This is a genomic window from Alicyclobacillus sp. CIJ1, assembly GCF_057538885.1.
In genome coordinates this window covers 379,310-398,815 of record NZ_BAAJPH010000067.1, presented here as the reverse complement: position 1 = coordinate 398,815, position 19,506 = coordinate 379,310, and the positions used below count along the sequence as shown (strand labels likewise).

17 protein-coding genes are annotated in these 19,506 nt (G+C 61.3%); 3 read left to right on the top strand and 14 right to left on the bottom strand.

Annotated features, from left to right (window positions below):
- Nucleotides 1-14: 14 nt before the first annotated feature.
- The 14 genes from leuD to AC27E8_RS05245 form a co-directional block, all read right to left on the bottom strand.
- Nucleotides 15-623, bottom strand: a complete 609-nt coding sequence (gene leuD / locus AC27E8_RS05310; protein WP_487098152.1) for a 3-isopropylmalate dehydratase small subunit — start codon at nt 621-623, stop codon at nt 15-17.
- Complete coding sequence (gene leuC / locus AC27E8_RS05305; protein WP_487098154.1) at nt 623-2,038, bottom strand: 3-isopropylmalate dehydratase large subunit; 1,416 nt, start codon at nt 2,036-2,038, stop codon at nt 623-625. The genes leuD and leuC overlap by 1 nt, the downstream gene beginning before the upstream one ends.
- Nucleotides 2,038-3,117, bottom strand: a complete 1,080-nt coding sequence (gene leuB / locus AC27E8_RS05300; protein WP_487098156.1) for a 3-isopropylmalate dehydrogenase — start codon at nt 3,115-3,117, stop codon at nt 2,038-2,040. Before leuB ends, leuC begins: the two co-directional genes overlap by 1 nt.
- Before the next feature lie 84 nt (nt 3,118-3,201).
- Nucleotides 3,202-4,236 carry a ketol-acid reductoisomerase gene (ilvC, locus tag AC27E8_RS05295; protein WP_487098158.1) on the bottom strand — a complete coding sequence of 345 codons (1,035 nt, stop codon included), beginning with the start codon at nt 4,234-4,236 and terminating at the stop codon, nt 3,202-3,204.
- Nucleotides 4,237-4,333: 97 nt separating this feature from the next.
- Nucleotides 4,334-4,864: an acetolactate synthase small subunit gene (gene ilvN / locus AC27E8_RS05290; RefSeq protein ID WP_014465095.1), complete on the bottom strand. Its 531-nt coding sequence runs from the start codon at nt 4,862-4,864 to the stop codon at nt 4,334-4,336.
- A complete protein-coding gene (gene ilvB / locus AC27E8_RS05285; protein ID WP_487098425.1) occupies nt 4,861-6,591 on the bottom strand; it encodes a biosynthetic-type acetolactate synthase large subunit in 1,731 nt (576 codons plus the stop codon). Before ilvB ends, ilvN begins: the two co-directional genes overlap by 4 nt.
- A gap of 36 nt (nt 6,592-6,627) precedes the next feature.
- Nucleotides 6,628-8,301, bottom strand: a complete 1,674-nt coding sequence (ilvD, locus tag AC27E8_RS05280) for a dihydroxy-acid dehydratase (protein WP_487098160.1) — start codon at nt 8,299-8,301, stop codon at nt 6,628-6,630.
- Between the two features lie 147 nt (nt 8,302-8,448).
- The gene (gene ilvE, locus AC27E8_RS05275; RefSeq protein WP_487098162.1) at nt 8,449-9,336 is read right to left on the bottom strand and encodes a branched-chain-amino-acid transaminase; all 888 of its coding nucleotides are present in this window, start codon (nt 9,334-9,336) and stop codon (nt 8,449-8,451) included.
- A gap of 295 nt (nt 9,337-9,631) precedes the next feature.
- Complete coding sequence (locus tag AC27E8_RS05270; protein ID WP_012811495.1) at nt 9,632-10,921, bottom strand: homoserine dehydrogenase; 1,290 nt, start codon at nt 10,919-10,921, stop codon at nt 9,632-9,634.
- Nucleotides 10,922-11,023: 102 nt separating this feature from the next.
- A complete protein-coding gene (locus tag AC27E8_RS05265) occupies nt 11,024-11,983 on the bottom strand; it encodes a carbohydrate kinase family protein (RefSeq protein WP_487098164.1) in 960 nt (319 codons plus the stop codon).
- 42 nt (nt 11,984-12,025) lie between these two features.
- Nucleotides 12,026-12,856, bottom strand: coding sequence for a carbohydrate ABC transporter permease (locus AC27E8_RS05260; protein ID WP_487098166.1), 831 nt, complete (start codon nt 12,854-12,856; stop codon nt 12,026-12,028).
- Complete coding sequence (locus tag AC27E8_RS05255) at nt 12,853-13,800, bottom strand: carbohydrate ABC transporter permease (protein ID WP_487098167.1); 948 nt, start codon at nt 13,798-13,800, stop codon at nt 12,853-12,855. Before AC27E8_RS05255 ends, AC27E8_RS05260 begins: the two co-directional genes overlap by 4 nt.
- A gap of 88 nt (nt 13,801-13,888) precedes the next feature.
- The gene (locus AC27E8_RS05250; protein ID WP_487098169.1) at nt 13,889-15,289 is read right to left on the bottom strand and encodes an ABC transporter substrate-binding protein; all 1,401 of its coding nucleotides are present in this window, start codon (nt 15,287-15,289) and stop codon (nt 13,889-13,891) included.
- A gap of 36 nt (nt 15,290-15,325) precedes the next feature.
- On the bottom strand, nt 15,326-16,348 hold the full coding sequence (locus tag AC27E8_RS05245; RefSeq protein WP_487098171.1) for a LacI family DNA-binding transcriptional regulator: 1,023 nt from the start codon (nt 16,346-16,348) through the stop codon (nt 15,326-15,328).
- A 253-nt stretch (nt 16,349-16,601) separates the two neighbouring features.
- On the opposite strand from AC27E8_RS05245, the gene AC27E8_RS05240 reads away from it, so the two are divergent.
- From AC27E8_RS05240 to AC27E8_RS05230, 3 genes are read left to right on the top strand one after another with little or no spacing between them, the layout of a single operon-like run.
- Nucleotides 16,602-17,666 carry a substrate-binding domain-containing protein gene (locus AC27E8_RS05240; RefSeq protein ID WP_487098173.1) on the top strand — a complete coding sequence of 355 codons (1,065 nt, stop codon included), beginning with the start codon at nt 16,602-16,604 and terminating at the stop codon, nt 17,664-17,666.
- Between the two features lie 10 nt (nt 17,667-17,676).
- A complete protein-coding gene (locus tag AC27E8_RS05235) occupies nt 17,677-18,702 on the top strand; it encodes an extracellular solute-binding protein (protein WP_487098175.1) in 1,026 nt (341 codons plus the stop codon).
- Between the two features lie 4 nt (nt 18,703-18,706).
- On the top strand, nt 18,707-19,489 hold the full coding sequence (locus AC27E8_RS05230; protein ID WP_487098177.1) for an ABC transporter permease subunit: 783 nt from the start codon (nt 18,707-18,709) through the stop codon (nt 19,487-19,489).
- Nucleotides 19,490-19,506: the final 17 nt, after the last annotated feature.

Sequence of the window (19,506 nt, the reverse complement as noted above, 5' to 3'; positions counted from 1 at the left end):
AGCGGGCGTTCTTTTTACGCGTAGACGAACTGATACGGACGGCGCGAAGCCTCGTACGCGGCGATCTCGGCCTCGTATTGAAGCGTGATGCCGATGTCGTCGAGCCCATGGAGCAGCATGTGCCGCTTGTGCGGATCGACCTCGAAGGAAAAGGTCACGCCGTGATCGGTCGCGGCCGTCTGCTGCTCGAGATCCACCGTCATCCGCCGCCATTCGCCGCGCGCGTGCGACTCCGAGAGTTGTTTATATAGCTCGCGCGGAATGCGAATGGGCAGAAGCCCATTCTTGAAGCAGTTGTTGTAGAAGATGTCAGCGAACGACGGGGCGAGGATGACCCGAAACCCGTAGTCGCGCAGCGCCCATACCGCGTGTTCGCGAGAAGATCCGCAGCCGAAGTTGTCGTCGACGAGCAGGATGGTCGCGCCTTGGGCTTCCGGTCGATTCAGCTCGAAGTCGGGATTGGGCGATCCATCCGGCAGGTACCGCCAGTCGAAAAACAGGAACTCGCCGAACCCATCGCGCTCGATCCGCTTGAGGAACTGCTTCGGGATAATTTGATCCGTATCCACGTTGACGCGGTTCATGCAGACCACGAGGCCTTCGTGCTTGACCAAGGGCTCCATCACGCCGTCACTCCTTCCGAGGTCAGCTCGCGCACGTCGACGAAGTGCCCAGCGATGGCCGCGGCGGCCGCCATGGCCGGGCTGACAAGATGCGTGCGGGCTCCTTTGCCCTGCCGTCCTTCGAAGTTGCGGTTGGACGTCGATGCGCACCGCTCCCCAGCCGGGATGATGTCAGGATTCATGCCGAGGCACGCGCTGCAGCCAGGCTCGCGCCACTCGAAGCCCGCTTCGAGGAAGATCTCGTGCAACCCCTCGGCCTCCGCCTGCTGCTTCACCTGCTTCGATCCCGGCACCACCACCGCGCGCACGCCGTCCGCGACGCGCCGGCCTTTCACGATGCTCGCGGCCAAGCGCAGATCCTCGATGCGGGCGTTCGTGCACGAGCCGATGAACACGTGCTGAATGGGGATCTCGGAGATTTTGGTTCCCGGCTTCAGGTCCATGTACTCAAGCGCCTGACGGATGGCCAGCGCCTCCTCCTCGGACTTCGCGTCCTTCGGATCCGGCACGACGCCGCTGATGCCAACCCCCTGGCCCGGATTGGTGCCCCATGTCACCTGCGGCTCGAGGTCATTCACATCGAAGACCACGTCGACATCAAACACGGCGTCGGGATCGGACTTCAGTTCACGCCACGCGGCGACGCACGCTTCCCAATCCGCGCCCTTCGGCGCGTAGCGCCGGCCCTGGACGTAGGCGATGGTCGTCTCGTCCGGCGCCATCATGCCCGCACGGGCGCCGAACTCGATGGACATGTTGCAGATGGTCATCCGCTGCTCCATGCTGAGCTCTGGGATCAGGCTGCCAGCGTACTCCACGACGTGACCCGTGCCGAAATTCACACCGTATTTCGCAATCAGGCCGAGGATCACGTCCTTGGCGGTGACACCCGGTTGTAACGAGCCATTCAGCTGAATGCGCATGGTCTTCGGTCGGCTCTGCCAGAGGCACTGCGTGGCGAGCACGTGCTCCACCTCGCTCGTGCCGATGCCGAAGGCGAGCGCGCCGAACGCGCCGTGCGTCGACGTGTGGCTGTCGCCGCAGACAATCGTCTTCCCCGGCATGGTCAGGCCGAGCTCCGGTCCGATGACGTGTACGATGCCCTGGAAGGGACTGTCGAGCCCCGCCAATTGGACGCCGAAATCGCGGCAGTTCTGCTCAAGCGTTTCAATCTGCTTGCGCGCAATGGCGTCTCGGACATCTTTCGGATTCACCGTCGGCACGTTGTGATCCATGGTCGCAAACGTCAGTTCGGGCCGGCGAACCTTGCGCCCCGCGAAACGAAGTCCGGCAAACGCCTGAGGCGACGTCACCTCGTGGACGAGGTGCAGGTCAATGTAGAGAAGCGTCTGTCCATCCGGCAGTTCCTTGACCACGTGCGCGTCCCAGACTTTTTCGAACAGAGTCCTCCCCATCAACCGAGCCTCCTTTTCACGTCTTCGCAAACCATCGCACTGACTTCAGCGGTTTTGACAAACGCCTCGCCACTCCGGGCGAGATCGCGCGTTCGGATGCCGCGCTCGATCACGCCATGCACCGCCTGCTCGATGGCGTCAGCCGCCTCGGGGAGATGCAGGGAATGCCTCATCATGAGCGCCACAGACAGAAACGTGGCCAGCGGATTGGCGAGGCCCTGTCCCGCGATGTCCGGCGCTGAACCGTGCACGGGCTCGTACAGGCCAGGCCCCCCTTCGCCGAGGCTCGCGGAAGGCAACATGCCGATGGATCCCGTGATGACGGCCGCCTCGTCGCTCAAGATGTCCCCAAACATGTTCTCGGTCACGATCACATCAAACGTCTTCGGCCTCGTGATGATCTGCATGGCGGCGTTGTCCACCAGCAAATGCTCCACCGAAACGCCTGGGTATTCGGGCGCAACCTCTTCCACCACTTCGCGCCACACGCGGCTCGATTCGAGCACATTCGCCTTATCGACCGACGTCACGCGCCCCCGCCGGCCTTTCGCGAGTTCAAAGGCCACCTTCACCACGCGGCGGATCTCGGCGCGCGTGTAGTGAAGCGTGTCCACCACCGCTTCGCCGCCATCGAGGCGGGCCTTCGGCTGGCCGAAATAAAGCCCACCCGTTAACTCCCGCACGATGATGAAATCCACGCCTTCGACAAGCTCCGGCTTGAGCGGCGAGGCCAGCAACAGCCCTGGCCAGGTCCGGATGGGCCGAAGATTCGCGTAGACCTCAAGCGCCTTGCGGATGCCGAGCAGCCCTGCCTCGGGGCGCTTGTCTCCAGGGAGATGATCCCATTTCGGCCCGCCTACCGCGCCGAGCAGCACAGCGTCTGCCGCGCGACAGAGCCGCACCGTCTCGTCTGGCAACGGCGAGCCGGTCTGGTCGAACGCAGCGCCGCCAATCAGGCCCTCTTCGAGGTTCCACGTCTCCCCCCGGCTCGCGGCGACGATCTGGATCAGCTTGACCGCCTCCGCCGTGACTTCTCGGCCGATGCCGTCACCGGGCAAGATTGCAATGTTCTTTGTCATGCCATCCGTCCCTTTCAGCTCGCATGTTGCAGAATGCGCAGGCGAGCGCACGCTGCGCCCGCCCGGTGCCGAAATGCCGCGCCATCACGCCCGGTCCGCAGTGGCCGGGACGCGATCGTCCCCCGGCCGCTTCGCCTTGATGAAGGGCATCATGCTGCGCAACTTGCGGCCCACCACCTCAATGGGATGCTCGAGCTCGCGCCGGTTGATGGCGTTGAACATCGGCCGATTGGCCTGGTTCTCGAGAATCCAGCTCTTGGCGAACGCGCCGCTTTGGATGTCAGCGAGAATGCGGCGCATCTCCTTCTTCGTCTCTTCCGTGATGATGCGCGGACCCGACGTGAAGTCGCCCCACTGCGCCGTGTCGGAGATGGAGTACCGCATGTACTCCAAACCGCCTTCATAGATGAGATCCACGATGAGCTTCATCTCGTGCAGGCACTCGAAATACGCAATCTCCGGCTGGTAGCCGGCCTCCACCAGCGTCTCGAAGCCCGCCTTGATGAGCGCGGACAGCCCTCCGCAGAGAACCGCCTGCTCGCCGAACAGATCCGTTTCGGTCTCCTCGCGGAACGTGGTGGTGAGGATGCCCGCCCGCCCCGCGCCAATGCCGCGCGCATACGCGAGCGCGAGATCCCTCGCTTGGCCGCTCGCATCCTGATGCACGGCGATGAGCGCTGGCACGCCGCCCCCCGCTTCGTACACGCGGCGCACGAGGTGTCCAGGCCCCTTTGGCGCCACCATGAACACGTCCACTTCCTTCGGCGGCTGGATCTGCGAGAAGTGAATGTTGAACCCGTGGGCAAACGCGAGCGCCTTGCCCGCCGTGAGATACGGGCGGATTTCCCGCTCATAGACGGCCGGCTGCCGCTCGTCCGGCAACAGGATCATGATCACGTCCGATTCTTCCACCGCCTCGCCGACCGCCATGACGCGGAATCCATCGGCCTCCGCTTTGGCCCAGGACGAACCTGGCCGAAGCCCAATCACGACGTCAAAACCACTGTCCCGGAGGTTTTGCGCGTGGGCGTGTCCTTGGGACCCGTAGCCGATGACAGCGATGCGCTTGTCCGCCAGGGGTTGAATCGAGATATCGGCGTCATAATAAATTTTCTCCATTGCATCCACTCCTCGCATATGTAGAGATTGCGGTTAGAGAATCCAGGTGGTTACAGGTGCGTCTTGGCGGGGCTTCACATCCCACCCCGCCGCCCATCTAGATGTGGAGGACCTGCGCCTCTCCGGCGCGCTTCGGGTCGGCCGAGGACGCCGCCTCGCGCGGCAGCGCCGTCAGCCCCGTGCGTGCCAATTCGCGAATGCCATACGGCCGGAGCAGGGCAATAAGCGCGTCGATCTTCTCCGCATCGCCCGTCACCTGCACCGTCACCGTCTCGCGCCCGACATCGACGATGTTCGCCCGGAACGGCTCGATGAGCGAATGGATAATCGCGCGCTCGGCGATGGGGCTCGACACCCGGATGAGCGCCAGCTCTCGTGCGACCATCGCCTGATCCGTGAGATCCGTCACCTTCAGCACGTCAATCTGTTTGTGAAGCTGCTTGATGACCTGCTCCAGCGCAGCCTCGTCCATGTCGCTCATGACAATCGTCATGCGCGAAATCTCCGGGTTTTCCGTGATGCAGACGGTGAGGCTCTGGATGTTAAACCCCTTGCGCATAAAGAGCGCCGTGATTCGGTTGAGTACGCCGGGTTTGTTGTGCACGAGCACGGACAGGACAGGCGTCATGGCCTCACCCCCACCATCTGGTGGATCCCGGTGCCCGGCGCGACCATCGGGTACACGTTCTCATTCGGATCCACCACGCACTCCAGGAGCCCTGGCCCCGGTTCGCGGAGAAACGCCTCAAGCGCTGCGGTCAGTTCCTCGTCCCGCTCCACGCGCGCCGAGGGAATGCGGTACGCCTCACCCAACTTCACGAAGTCAGGCTGCCACGGAAGCAGCGATTCCGAGTACCGCTCGCCGTGAAACAGCTCCTGCCACTGCCTCACCATGCCGAGCGCGCTGTTGTTGACGATCACGACCTTGATGGGAAGCCGGTGTTCGCCAATCACGGCGAGTTCCTGCAGCGTCATCTGGAACCCCGCGTCGCCCAGGATAGCCACCACGAGCTTATCCGGCTGTCCAAAGTGGGCACCAATGGCCGCTGGTAAGCCGAAACCCATGGTGCCCAGTCCACCGGAGGTCACCCACCGGTCCGGCTGATTCAGCGGGAAGAATTGCGCAGCCCACATCTGGTGCTGGCCGACGTCCGTCGTGACGACGACGTCCCCTTGCGTGATCCGCGCAATTTCCGCGATCAGCCGCTGCGGCTTGATGTGCTTCCCATCTTGCACCCACCAAAACGGAAGTTCCCTTTTCACCCGCAGCAACTCTTCGCGCCACGCGTCCGCGTCCGGCGGTGGAACATCGATGCTGAGCATCATGGACAGCGCCTCGCCGACGTCGCCCACCACCGGAATGTCGGTAGGCACGTTTTTGCCAATCTCGGCCGGATCGATGTCGATGTGCGCCACCACGGCGTGCGGCGCGAAGTGCTCCAACTTGCCGGTCAGGCGGTCATCAAACCGGGCGCCGAGATTGATGAGGAAGTCCGTCTCGTAGAGCGCTTTGTTGGCCGCCGCGCTTCCGTGCATCCCGCCCATGCCGAGGCACAGCGGATGAGACGCCGGAAAGCTGCCGAGGCCGAGCAGCGTCTGTACCACCGGAAGCTGATACTTTTCGACAAACGCCAGGAGCTTCTCGGTCGCCCTCGCATGCAGCACGCCGGCTCCCGCCAGCACCACGGGCCGCTTGGCGTGTTGCAGGCCGTGCATCAACTTCCGAATCTGCATGTGGTGAGGCACCACGGTCGGCTGATATCCAGGCAGCTGCGGCGGATCGTCATACGCGAACCACGCCTCTTCCCCTGACACGTCCTTGGGAATATCGATCAGCACAGGCCCTTTACGGCCCGAGTTGGCGATGTGAAACGCCTCTTTGAAGACCTTCGGAATTTCCGACGCGTGCCGGATTTGATAGTTATGCTTGGTGATGGGCGTCGAGATGCCAATGATGGACGTCTCCTGAAACGCGTCGGTGCCAATCACGGTCTTTGCCACCTGACCCGTAATGGCGACGAGCGGAATGCTGTCCATCATCGCGTCGGCCAAGCCGGTGACGAGATTGGTGGCGCCTGGCCCACTTGTGGCAATCACGACGCCCGGCTTCCCCGTTACGCGAGCGTAGCCCTCCGCAGCGTGAATGGCCCCTTGCTCATGGCGCGTCAAGACGTGGCGAATGCCACATTGGTAGAGCGCGTCGTACAGCGGTAGCACCGCCCCACCGGGATACCCGAAGATGACTTCGACCTGCTCTCGGCGCAGCGCCTCTACGACCATGTCGGCACCTTTCATCCACATGGCTCCGCCTTCTCCCGAGCGCGTCAGCGTCTCGTCATCTGCCGGTTTTGACATTCCAGGCATCGCGTTTCCTCCTCTCCACAAGGGTTCTCATGCGTCCACCGTCAGTACTGCACCGGTGTTCGCCGACGTGACCAGCTTCTGATAGCGAGCGAGGTAGCCCGTGAGCTTCTCTTTCGCGGGCGGCTGATAACGCGCCCTGCGCGCTGCCAGTTCCTCATCCGACACCCTCAGGGTGATGGTGCGATTCGGAATGTCAATCTCAATCTCGTCCCCATTCTCGACGAGCGCAATTGGCCCACCTACGCCCGCCTCAGGCGAGATATGGCCGACGCAAATCCCTCGCGTGGCCCCTGAGAATCGGCCATCCGTGATGAGGGCCACCTCGCGGCCGAGGCCCCGTCCCACGATGGACGACGTGGGCGCCAGCATCTCAGGCATCCCCGGCCCGCCCTTCGGCCCTTCGTAGCGAATGACCACGACGTGACCCGGTTGCACCTTGCCGCTGTTGATGCCCTCCATCGCCTCGTCCTGCGAGTTGAAGCAGATAGCGCGGCCCACAAACCGCTGGATGTCGGGATCGACCGCACCGACTTTCAGCACCGCCCCGTCTGGCGCGAGATTGCCGAACAGGATGGACAGACCGCCTTCGCGGCTGTACGGGTTCGAAGCCGGGCGGATGACGCGCTCGTCAAGGATCTTCGCGTCCTTGACTTGCTCGTACAGCGTCTTGCCCGTCACCGTGATGCGATCCGGGTGAACCGCATCCGTGTGTTCGCACAACTCCCGGATGATGGCCGAGACGCCGCCAGCGCGGTGCACGTCCTGGATGCTGTACTCCGACGCAGGGCTGATCTTTGCGAGATACGGAACTTTTTTGGCAATTTCGTTGATATCGCTCAGGGAATAGTCGATGCCCGCTTCGTGCGCGATGGCCATCAAGTGCAGGACGGTATTCGTCGATCCGCCCATGGCCATATCCAGCGCGAACGCGTCATCAATGGCTTCGCGGGTGATGATGTCGCGCGGCCGAATGTCCTGCTCCACCATGCGGATGAGGTGTTTGGCGGCCTCATAGATGAGCTCGTGCCGCTCCTTGGACGTGGCGACCAGCGTGCCGTTGCCGGGGAGTGCGATGCCCAACATCTCCATGATGCAGTTCATAGAGTTGGCGGTGAACATGCCGGAACACGAGCCACACGTGGGACAGGCATTGCGCTCCAGATCCAGCAGATCGTCTTCGGAAATCTGGCCGCTCATGTACTGGCCCACGCCTTCGAAGACGGAACTCAGGGAAAGCGGACGACCCGTGCGGGATCTGCCCGCTTCCATCGGACCGCCGGAGACGAACACCGCCGGCACGTTGCAGCGCACGGCCGCCATGAGCATGCCAGGCGTGATCTTATCGCAGTTGGGGATGAAAAAGACGCCGTCAAACCAGTGGGCGTTGATCATCGTCTCGGCCGAATCGGCGATGAGCTCACGGCTCGCGAGCGAATACCGCATGCCGATGTGCCCCATCGCAATTCCGTCATCCACCCCGATGGTGTTGAACTCAAACGGAACGCCGCCGGCCTGGCGGATGGCATCTTTCACGACCTCCGCGAATTCACGGAGATGAACGTGGCCCGGAACGATGTCGACGTACGAGTTGCACACACCGATAAACGGTTTGGACAGATCCCTGGGTTTAACGCCCGTGGCATACAGCAAGGCCCTGTGTGGCGCCCGGTCCACACCCTTCTTGATCATGTCGCTTCTCATAGATTTGCCACTCCTCGCAAAACCTTGTCTATCTCTTTTTTCGCGTCTCTACGTCGCTTAGACCGATCTCGACTCCATCTTCCGTGCCATCGCGTTCAGCGCATCAACCACGTCGCCAAGAGTGAACCTCGCGCGGAAGCGCTGGGTTCAGACGTGGGCTGCTTCAATTCGCACACCGTCCGTGCGTACAATTTCCTGGAACGCCGCATGCACCCGCTTCGTCACCGGCCCCGGAACGCCTTGACCAACGGCGCGGCGGTCCACCTCGACCACCGGGACAATCTCCGCCGCTGTCCCTGTGAGAAACACCTCGTCCGCCACGTACACGTCGTGCTGGGTGAACGGCTCTTGCCGCACCTCAAGGCCGAGTGAAGGAGCCAAATCCATCACCGCTTGGCGCGTGATGCCCTCGAGCGCCCCGAGATAGGCCGGAGGGGTAATGAGAACGCCATCGCGCACGATGAAGATGTTCTCGCCGGAACCCTCTACCACATAGCCCTCGTGGTTGAGGACAATCGCTTCATTGGCACCCGCATGAATCGCTTCCATTTTAATGAGTATATTGTTGAGATAGTTGAGTGACTTGATCTTCGGATTGAGCACGTCGCCCCGCGTGCGCCGCGTGGCAGCCGTGATGGCGCGGATGCCCTGCTCGTACAGCGCCTTCGGAAACATCGAGAGCTGTTCCGCGATGATGAACACGCGGGCCTTCGCGCAGTTGTATGGATTCAGCCCCAGGTCCCCGCTGCCGCGCGTGACCACGAGGCGGATGTACGCCGAAGACAGATGATTGCGCCGAACGGTCTCGCATACGAGCTCTGTCAATTCGTCCTGCGTATACGGAATCTCGAGAAGAATAGACTTGGCCGAACGATAAAGTCGTTCGATGTGCGGCTTGAGGCGGAAGACATTTCCGTCATATGCGCGGATTCCTTCGAAGACGCCATCGCCGTAAAGGAGGCCGTGATCGAACACCGACACGCTGGCTGCGTCGCTGGAGACAAAATCGCCGTCGAGAAAAACCTGTGATGCCACGTCCAACGCCCCTCTCTCGCCCCATCGGCGAGTTTCTCTCTCGCGTGTCCTCGTCGGTTGGCAAAGATCGATTGACGAAATATTCCGTCAAAATGAGACCGCCAACTCAAGTGCCTGAAGCACTCGAATTGTCACGCGAATTGGATGACTTGCTCGTCATTGTAGTACGCTCGGCCCCGGCTGTCAATTGCCGAACGCCTCTCCAAATGAATGAAACCGCTTGCATATCGATTTTGAAAAGGCTTGATTGTTCCCAGCCCGGTGGAGGAAAAAAAGCGGGTGTCCAAGCACCCGCTCACTCGTTGACCGGCTCGACCGGCATGACTGCTTCCACCGCGATATTCGGCATCGAACGAAGCCGTGTGGCCACCTCGTGCGCAAGCTTACCCGGGATCTCGTGGGACACGATGACAATCTCGGCCTGTCCGCCCGCCACACGCTTCTGCAAGACCGTCTCCATGCTCACCCGCAGTTCCCCAAACAGGTGCGCCACTTGCGCAAAGACGCCGGGCTGATCGGCTGCCATGAGCCGGAAGTAGAACTTGTAGAGATCGTCCTCGAAGTCGACCACCGGCTTGCGGCTTCCCGCAAGCGCGTACGGCCAACTCGTCACGACGCCCAGTTTCAGGTTGCGCACGAGCGCGATGATATCGCCGACCACGGCGCTCGCCGTGGGCATTCGACCGGCGCCGCGGCCGAAAAACATGAGATCTCCCGCGGCGTCCCCGCGAACGAACAGGGCGTTGAAGGCGTCCGAGACGTGAGCCAGAGGATGGCTCTTGGGAATGAGCGTCGGACGCACGGACAACGACAGCCGTCCATTGCGATCCCGACCGTCGGCCAGCAGTTTGATGACATATCCGGCCTCATCTGCATATCGCACGTCGCTGGCCGTCACATGTCGAATTCCTTCGACGCGGACGTCCGACAAATGCACCTCGGTGTGAAACGCAATGGAAGCCAGAATGACGAGCTTGCGCGCGGCGTCGAGGCCGTCGACGTCGCTCGACGGATCCGCCTCTGCGTAGCCCAGTTCCTGCGCGAGGGCCAGCGCCTCGTCGAAGTCAAGGCCCTCTTCCGTCATCTTGGACAAAATGAAATTGGTGGTTCCATTGATGATGCCCTTGAGATCCGTGACCTCGTTTGCGGTGAGGTTCTCCTGCAGCGGCCCCAGGAGGGGTATGGCGCCGCCCACCGACGCCTCAAACAGAATGCTGACCCCATTCGCCGCGGCTGTCTGGAGAATCTCCGGGCCGTGAAGCGCGATGAGATCCTTGTTCGCCGTGACGACGTGCTTTTTGCGCGCCAAAGCCTCAAGAATGTAGGTGCGCGCAGGCTCAATACCTCCGATGGTCTCCACGACAATTTGGATGTCGGGATCACCCAGGATGTCCTCGGCGGACGTCGTGAGTTGTTCGTGTTCAAAGTGCACGCCGCGGTCCTTATGAAGATCGCGCACGAGGATCTTCTGAATCACAGGGCGCAAACCGGTCATGTTGGCGACGCGGTCCGCCCTTCTGCGCACCAGCGATACCACGCCTGCGCCTACGGTGCCACATCCCAAGAGGCCGATGGGTATCTGCATCTGCCACGCATCCTCCCTGACTCTGTCGCCGGTGCCCCAGAGGAGCCTCGCCTGACGTTTCTGGACATTTTGCTCCTTTATACCGTCTCTCTCGACGACGTGTCAAGCAGGCATATGTTCCAAAATGTCGGAAAGGGTCGGAAGGGCGTCGATGGCGCCACGGCGCGAGGCCGTCAGTGCGCCCGCGACATTGGCAAAATGAAGCGCGGAAAGCCAGAACGCATCGTCCTGGAGGCGCTTTCGGACCGCCTCGGGATCCGCGTCGTTTGTCATTTGGTAGAGGAGAGCACCAAAGAACGCGTCGCCCGCGGCGGTCGTGTCCACGGCCTGGACGGGAATGGAAGGGATATGGCGGCATTCGCCTTGGATGACCGCGAGGGACCCGGCCCGGCCGAGGGTACCCAAGAACCGCGTTCCGGGAAACGCGTGGGTCAACTCAAGGAGAGCTTCTTCCGGGTTGTGTCGTCCGGTGAGCAAGCGCAGTTCTTCCTCTGAGCATTTCACTACATCCGCGAGGCCAATGACGCGGAGCGACTGCTCCACCGCTTCGCGAGGGTCCCGCCACAGGGCAGGACGGTAATTCACATCGAAGGTCACCACGCGATGGGCATGGCGGGCGAGATCGAGCGCATGGTGGGCAGCGGAACGGGCAGGTTCGTCAGAAAGCGCGAGCGATCCGAGGTGCACCAATTTCGTCTGCTCGAACCACTCGGACTGCAGATGTTCGGGCCGAAGCTGGGTGTCTGCGCCTGGATGGCGATCGAACGAAAACGAGCGCTCGCCGTCTGGTGCGATGTGAACAAACGCCAGCGTAGTCCGGGCCCCAACGCGTACCACGCCACTGTCGTCGATGCCGACGGCCTTGAGCACGCGGCAAACGAAGTCGCCGAACGCGTCGTCTCCCACGCCTGCCACCATTCTGCATCGACCACCGAGCTTCGCCACGGCCGCGAGCACGTTCGCGGGCGCGCCGCCTGCCGAGCCGAACATCTGCGGTACGTCTGTCGACGTCACCACGCTAAAGTCAATCAACACTTCACCAATGGCCAATACGTCGTACATCACGGGCCCTCCATCGCCTTCATGGATATAGACAGGGCCAACTTAGCCTTTGACCGCGCCCTGCGTCAACCCCGAGACAATCCAGCGGCGGAAGATGACCACGAGAATGACGATGGGAACAATCGACACGACGGAACCCGCGAAGATGGTGCCGTACGGAACCGTGTACTGCCCGCTGAATAGCGCAATCCCAACCGGAATGGTGCGCATAGTGTTGTCAGGGTTGAACACGAGCGCCATGAAAAACTCCGTCCAGCAGGCGACGAACGTGAACACGGCTGCCGTAAAGAGCCCCGGCGTGGTGAGCGGCAGGAAGATGCGCCAATACGACATGAACACCGATGCTCCGTCCATCTTGGCCGCTTCAAACAAGGCGCCTGGCACCTGCAGAAAGTAGTTGCGGAGAATCCAAATGGCGAATGGCAAGTTGAACGCTGTGTAGGGGATGACGAGCGCCTGATAGGAATCGAGCCATCCCACGTCTCGCAACAACATGTACAGCGGCGTAATGACGACGAGCGGGGGAAATACTGAGATGATGAGCAGAAAGATGAGCATCGGCTGCTTCCCTTTCATGGGAAGCCGAGCAATGGCAAAACCCGCCATGGATCCGAACAGAAGCACGAAGAACGTCGATGTGATGGAGACAATCACGCTGTTCAGGATGTACCGTCCAAAGTGAAATTGGCCGAATGCCTCTTCATAATGAGCAAGCGTCCAGTGATGCGGGAAGTACGCTGGCGGGTAAGCGCTGATGTCGGAATTGGGCTCGAACGACGTCACAAACATCCAATAGAATGGAAGCAGGATCACGACGAGAAAGAATATGAGCACGACATAGCCGATGACGCGCTGATACAGTGGCTTTCTCATTGCGCTTCCTCCCCGACCATCCCACGAAAAGCAGACAGGAAGATTAGACAAGCCCCTAAAATGAGGATCACTGTGCTGACGGCGACAGCTGCTCCCAAGCCAAAGTGCAGGTTCGTGAATAGTGTTTCCTCACCCAGCATGGCGAGCGACGTGGTCGTCGAACCTGGGCCACCCTGCGTGAGCACGAACGGCAGGTCGAAAATGCCGAAAGCTTGCAGAATCCGAAACAGCCCTGCAATGGCAATGCTGCCGCGCAATTGGGGAAACGTTACATTCCAGAAGATTTGCCATCCATTTGCGCCGTCGATGCGCGCCGCCTCGTAGTAGTCTTTTGGGATCATCTGCAACCCGCTCAATAGGATGATGACGACAAACGGCGTGGTCTTCCAAATATCCGCCGCCATAAGGGCAATCACAGCCGTCACTGGCTCACCGGTCCAGTTGATAGGGCTGTGGATGACACCGAGACCCTGAAGGATGGCGTTCAGCACACCATAGACGCCGTTGTAGATGTAACCCCACATCTCGGCGGAAATGACCGTGATGAGCGACCATGGAATGAGCATCACCACGACTGAAACGCTCTTGAGTTTCTCCACGTTCTGGATGGCAAGCGCAATGAGCAGCCCCAAAAACAGCTCGATGGCCACAGTGACAATGGCGTAATACACGGTGAACCACACACTGTGCCAGAACAGCGGGGCGGAATACACATCCACGTAGTTTTGAATTCCATTGAACGTGAACTGAAATCCGTTCTCCGTCAATTGAATGTTATTGAAGCTCATCCACACGGAATAGAGGATCGGAAAAATGGTCACGGCCAGGATGACAATGCCGGCTGGGGTCAACATCCCAAAGCCCGCGCGAACGTCGTGGCGAACGACGCTCGCTCGCCTGCCATCGGTTTGAAACGATGCATGCCCTTCCATCGCCTTTGACATGCGCGCTCGCCTCCCTCCTCCTTCATTTGCGAGCATCGTAGACACAGAGGTACGAAATGGGCGGGCGGCAACCGCCCGCCTTGTGTCATCAGAGACCGCCCGAACCGCTGCCGCTCAGAGCTTGCTGAATTTGCTGGTTCGCGTTCTTCAGCGCCTGCGCTACAGACACACTGCCAGCCAGCGCCGCGTTGACGTTGTCGTAAATGGCCTTGGAGACCGCCGGATAGTTCGGTGTCTGCGCCGGCCGCGAGACGAACTTCACCTGTGGCAACAGGGCGAACACCGGGCTGTACTTGGCGAGCGACGGGCTGTCCGCCACAGCCTTGATAGTGGGCATCTCCGAGTTGGCCGCCAGAATTTCCTGAGCCTGCGGGCTCGTCATCCAGTCAATGAATTGAAGGGCGGCTGCCAGATTCTTCGTGTGCGGGTTGAGGTACAGGTCCCAGCCACCGACAGTGCTGTAGCCGCTCGAGCCGTGTCCAGCAAATGTCGGAAGAGGCGCTACGCCGACCTTGCCCACGACCTTCGAGCTCTGCGGATTCTGGGAATCCGACCACGCGTAGGACCAGTTGCGCAGGAACACGGCATTCCCTTGCGTGAACACATTCTCAGACTGGGGCTCCTGGAACGTGTCCACCGATTGGGGCGTGACACCGGATGTGATGAGCCCTCGCATGAACGAGAGTGCCTGTTTCGCAGCCGCTGTGTTCAGCGTCGCTTTGCCGTTCGTCAGCACGCTGCCGCCTGCATCCGCCAGGTACTCGTCGAAGTCGCAGGTGAGCCCCTCGTAATCAGCGCCCTGCCAGACGAACCCATACTTCGCTCCACCGTGCTTGACGATGTAAGAAGCCTCCGTTTGCAGTTGCTGCCACGTCTTCGGCACGGGCAGATGATACTTGGCCAACAGGTCCTTGCGGTAATAAAGGAATGCTGTATCGGCAAACAGCGGCGCCGCGTAGACCTTTCCGTTATACGTGGCTCCTGCCACCAAGCCGTTCGAAAAGCGCGTCCAGAAGGACGTGGGCAGATAATCCGAGAGCGGCGCCGCCAACTGATTGTGGGCAAACTGAGCGGGCCAGATCACGTCGCCCATGTAGACGTCCGGCGTGGAAGATCCGCCGCTGATGGACGCCGTGAGATCGGCGCGGTTGGTGTCGGTGTTCGAGGGCTGAACCTGCAACTTCACTTTGATCTTGGGGTATTTCTTTTCAAACGCCGAGACCAACTCGCTGGCGGTGGGGCCAGTGGTGAATGACTCCGCCCAGACAATCGTGCCCGAGGCGTTCTTATAGTTCACAAGGTGGGTCGGCTTCGCGATCCGAACCCCGGCCACGCTCACCGTGCTCGCGGACGACGCCGCAGTGGATGCGCTTCCATTCGTGCTGGCCTGGGACGCCGTGTTGTTTGGCTGTCCGCATCCAACGACCAGTGCCGCGGCTGCCGAGCTCGCGAGCGCGACGCTTGTCCAACGCTTGACCTTGCTCTTCATCTGCACATACCCCCATTGTGTCTTGAAATCGATCCGTCAGGAAATGGAACGCACGGACTCGCGTTCCACTAGGCGATGCGGCAACAAGTAATCCCCAATCTCAGAAGGTGACGGAGGCTGTGACGCCGCCCGAATCAACCATTTGACAGCTTCCTCACCGATTTCATGAAACGGCTGAGCGACCGTCGTAAGCCTCGGTGTCACCATGCGCGCGATGGGCAGATCGTCAAATCCCATGACAGAGATGTCATCTGGCACGCGATAGCCGTGATCGTTCAAACAGCGTATCGCGCCGAGCGCCATTTCATCCGACGCGGTGCACACCGCTGTGAAGGGCACGTCTCGGATCCGCTCCAGCAAGCGCTGCATGGCCTGATAGCCGTCATCAAAACGATACTGCCCAAACTCCACGCGCGCCTCGCAATACTCGATTCCGAAATGGCGAAGCCCCTCCCGATACCCTTCCAAGCGCAACTCGCCAGTCCGGTCGTCCCATAGCTTGCCAGCGATCATCGCAATCTGCCGATGTCCTCTGGACACCAGGTACGCCACGACGTCGAACATGGCGCGCACTTCATCGATGCGAAAGGCGGTGAGCGGCGTCTTCGCGGCGCTCTGCGTCAGCGTGAGGACGACAGGGATGTTGAGCCGCTGAAGAATGGGGTCGTAGTCCTCCGTCACCAGTTTGCTGGTGAAGATGATGCCCGACACCTGGTAGCCGCTGAGGATTGAGAAGCCCTCAAACGCCCGCTCGCGCGAATGCTCAGAGTCGTACAGCAAGACCTTCATGCCGTACTGTTGACTGGCACGATCAATGCCCTTGTAGAGCTCGTTGAAAAAGAAATCCGTGATGCCGGGCACGATGAGTCCCAGCGTGTCGCTTCTTCGCGCGGATAGTCCTCGAGCGATGGCGCTCGGCTGATACGACATCTCTTCCATCGCCTTGCGAACGCGTTCGAGGGTCTCGGGATCGACCAGGTCCGGCCGATTCAGGGCGCGAGACACGGTCGCGGCAGACACCCCCGCCGCCTTGGCGACGTCGCGGATGGTCGCTCGCAAGCTGCGTCACCTCCTTGTGCAACAGTTTCATAAAACGGTTACACAAACTCGAACATCGTCATCATACGAGAACGCACGCGTCATGTCAACGCTTTCATTGTTGAAATGTATCGTTTTCATTCGGTGTCGCTTTGATGCAATCTCCTCGTCTCGAACCGAATGGCGTGGGACACGCGGTGTGGCTTCAAACATACTTTCATTGATGGCCAAAATGAGCTATCTTGAAATTATCCTTTCAAGGCAGGCGATCCGCATGAAATTCCCGAATGCCGTGAGGCTTCTGCGTGAGATGGCCGGGCTCAGTCGATCCGAACTCGCCCGACGCGCAGGGATCACGCCACAAGCATTGGGCCTCATTGAACAGGGGAAAGTGAGTCCTTCGACGCACGTCGCCTTACGCCTGGCCAAAGCGCTCGGCACCACGGTGGAGTCGCTTTTTGATCCGGAACAAAAGGCGGCGCACCACGCTGGCGCGGGTAGCTTGCGCACAGAACGCGTGGCGCTCGCGGAAATTGCGGGCGTGCGCGTGGCGAGATCGCTCGAGGACTCGGCTCAACCTGTTCCTTCCGACGGCCTACGCGACGAGAGTGGATGCACGGACTGGATCACGACGTTCGACGGTTGGATGGCGCGCGTCTTTCTGTCGGGATGTGACCCAGCACTCTCGCTGCTGGCCGCCTGGGTGAATCGCCGATGCCGCGCGTGCGAAGCGGTCCACTTTCTCTCGACCAACGAGGGCGCGATGGCGGAACTTAAGCTAGGGCAGACGCACATTGCAAGCGTCCACGGGACGAGCGACGACGTCCGCTCGCTCGCGAAAGGAAACGATTGGGTCATTGTACCGTTGGCGCAATGGCGCATGGGCTGGGTAGTCCCTCGTCACAATCCCAAGCGCTGGATGGTGGAGGCTGGGTTTCGGGAGGCGCGTCCGCGCATCGTCAACCGCCCCCGCGGAGCCGGTGCCCGCGCGCTGGTGGACGAGGCACTTCGTCGAGAGGGCGTTTCTCCGGATAATATCTCCGGCTATGACGTGGTGGCGAAGACGCACCATGAGGTAGTGCGGGCGGTGGCGTTTGGCGGCGCAGATGTCGGCATCGCGCACGAGGCCGCCGCCACGCCCGAAGTCGCCTTTCTGCCCATTCGCGAAGAAATCACCTGGCTCGTCGTTCCGCGCGCCAACCTCCATCATCCTGGCGTGCAGCAGGTGCTCGACGTACTGCAGTCGGATCGGTTCCGCCGCGATCTCTCGGCCTTTGGCCCGTACGACGTCTCCGTGACGGGCGCGCGAATGAGTGTACTGTCGAAACGCAGGACCTAGGGGGATGGGTATGAGGATGTCGATGCGTTCCACCGTGAGCGGCGCCATGGCCGCTCTGATGCTCCTGGCCACAGGTTGTGGCACGTCCACGACCGCTGAGAATACCGCCGGCGGAGCCGCCTCAGCAGCGCCATCAAAGCCGGTGCCGTTATCCGTGTTTTACGCGGGCTCCATGACGCACGTGATGGAACAGGTGATTCGACCGCGGGTGGACCAGGCGCTGCACATTGACTTTCAAGGCGAAGGGGCTGGCTCGGCAGAACTGGCCCATATGATCACGTCCAAACTGGCGAACCCAGACGTGTTCATCAGCGCCTCTCCTGCTGTCGACGTGAACGATCTCATGGGCGCGTCCAACGGCAACGCCGCGCGCTGGTACGCGACCCTTGCGACCGACGAGTTGGTCATTGCGTATTCGCCGAAGAGCAAGGAGGCAGGCGAGTTCAAACTCGCGGCGGAAGGCAAAGTGCCTTGGTACAAGGTGCTGGAGATGCCCGGCGTTCGCTTTGGACGCACGGATCCCAAACTGGACCCGAAGGGCGTCAACACCATTCTCATGATGAAGCTGGCGGAGACGTACTACCACCAGCCGAACCTGGAGAAAACCATTCTCGGCAGCGACGAAAACCCGGCTCAGGTGTTCCCGGAAGAAGATCTCATCGCGCAACTGACCAGTGGACAGATGGACGCCGTGATCGCCTACAAACACGAGGCCATCGAGTGGCATGTGCCGTACATCACCCTGCCAAGCGCTATTAACTTGGGCGATCCGGCCCTGGCCAAAGACTACGCCAAGGTCTCGTGGACGCCCGATGGCGGCGGAAAGACGGTGAAAGGTGCGCCCATTCTTTTCACCATCACTGTACTCACCCATGCCCCACACCCCGAGCAGGCAGCCGCGTTCGTGCGATATATGACGGTGGGACCAGGCCATCAGATCCTGATGCAGGACGGCTTCACCCCAACACCCATCCGGTTCTACGGCGACCTGCGAAGCGTGCCGGCCAGCCTGCGAGCCATCGCGGAGCACTCGTGAGCCGATGTTGCGGAGCCTGAGAACGTCTGCGCTGTACGCCGCGGGTGCCGTGTCCGTGGCGTACGCGCTCTGGCCCATCATACGGCTCGCCGCCGACGCACCTCCCGACGCTATCGTCCAGGCGTGGCGCCAGCCGGAACTGCTGCAGGCCGCGGCCACGTCCCTGATGAGTGCCGCCCTTTCGACGGCGCTGTCCGTGGTCCTTGGCGTGCCTGCGGCGTTCCTGCTTGTCAGGTTTCGCTTTCCGGGCAAGTGGTTGCTCGAAACCCTGCTGCTTCTGCCGCTCGTGCTCCCGCCCATCGTCGGCGGCGTGGCCCTCATGGACGTGTTTGGCCCCTATACGGCCATCGGCAGCTTCGCAGCGGCGCACCACTTGCCGCTCACCCTCTCCATGGCCGGCATCGTGCTGGCCCAGTGGTATGTCACGAGCCCGTTTCTCGTGTTCACATCGCGCGCGGGATTCGCGGAGATCCCGAAGGAGTTGCACGAGGCGTTTCGCCTCGACGGGGCCGATGGCTGGACGACGTTTTGGCGCCTGTACGTACCGCTTGCGGCTGGCTCTATCCTGACCGGCGCCGCGCTGACCTTCGCGCGCGCCCTTGGCGAATTTGGCGCCACCATGCTCATGGCGTACCACCCGTACAGCCTGCCCGTCTACATCTGGGTGCAGTTCACGGCCGGCGGGGTGGCGAGCATGGTGCCCATTGCGTCCGGCATCGTGATGGCGCTCGCCGTGGGCGTGGCGGCTGTCCGACTGGTGAGCTCCAGGTTCGTCCGCAGAGGCTAAAGGCAAAAGCGTCTCCC

Coding starts and splice junctions, on each gene's coding strand:
- leuB (WP_487098156.1), bottom strand. CDS start 3,117: ATGACAAAGAACATTGCAATCTTGCCCGGTGACGGCATCGGCCGAGAA.
- AC27E8_RS05265 (WP_487098164.1), bottom strand. CDS start 11,983: ATGTACGACGTATTGGCCATTGGTGAAGTGTTGATTGACTTTAGCGTG.
- AC27E8_RS05230 (WP_487098177.1), top strand. CDS start 18,707: ATGTTGCGGAGCCTGAGAACGTCTGCGCTGTACGCCGCGGGTGCCGTG.
- AC27E8_RS05240 (WP_487098173.1), top strand. CDS start 16,602: ATGAAATTCCCGAATGCCGTGAGGCTTCTGCGTGAGATGGCCGGGCTC.
- ilvD (WP_487098160.1), bottom strand. CDS start 8,301: ATGAGAAGCGACATGATCAAGAAGGGTGTGGACCGGGCGCCACACAGG.
- AC27E8_RS05250 (WP_487098169.1), bottom strand. CDS start 15,289: ATGAAGAGCAAGGTCAAGCGTTGGACAAGCGTCGCGCTCGCGAGCTCG.
- ilvB (WP_487098425.1), bottom strand. CDS start 6,591: ATGTCAAAACCGGCAGATGACGAGACGCTGACGCGCTCGGGAGAAGGC.
- ilvN (WP_014465095.1), bottom strand. CDS start 4,864: ATGACGCCTGTCCTGTCCGTGCTCGTGCACAACAAACCCGGCGTACTC.
- AC27E8_RS05255 (WP_487098167.1), bottom strand. CDS start 13,800: ATGTCAAAGGCGATGGAAGGGCATGCATCGTTTCAAACCGATGGCAGG.
- leuC (WP_487098154.1), bottom strand. CDS start 2,038: ATGGGGAGGACTCTGTTCGAAAAAGTCTGGGACGCGCACGTGGTCAAG.
- AC27E8_RS05260 (WP_487098166.1), bottom strand. CDS start 12,856: ATGAGAAAGCCACTGTATCAGCGCGTCATCGGCTATGTCGTGCTCATA.
- leuD (WP_487098152.1), bottom strand. CDS start 623: ATGGAGCCCTTGGTCAAGCACGAAGGCCTCGTGGTCTGCATGAACCGC.
- AC27E8_RS05270 (WP_012811495.1), bottom strand. CDS start 10,921: ATGCAGATACCCATCGGCCTCTTGGGATGTGGCACCGTAGGCGCAGGC.
- AC27E8_RS05235 (WP_487098175.1), top strand. CDS start 17,677: ATGAGGATGTCGATGCGTTCCACCGTGAGCGGCGCCATGGCCGCTCTG.
- ilvC (WP_487098158.1), bottom strand. CDS start 4,236: ATGGAGAAAATTTATTATGACGCCGATATCTCGATTCAACCCCTGGCG.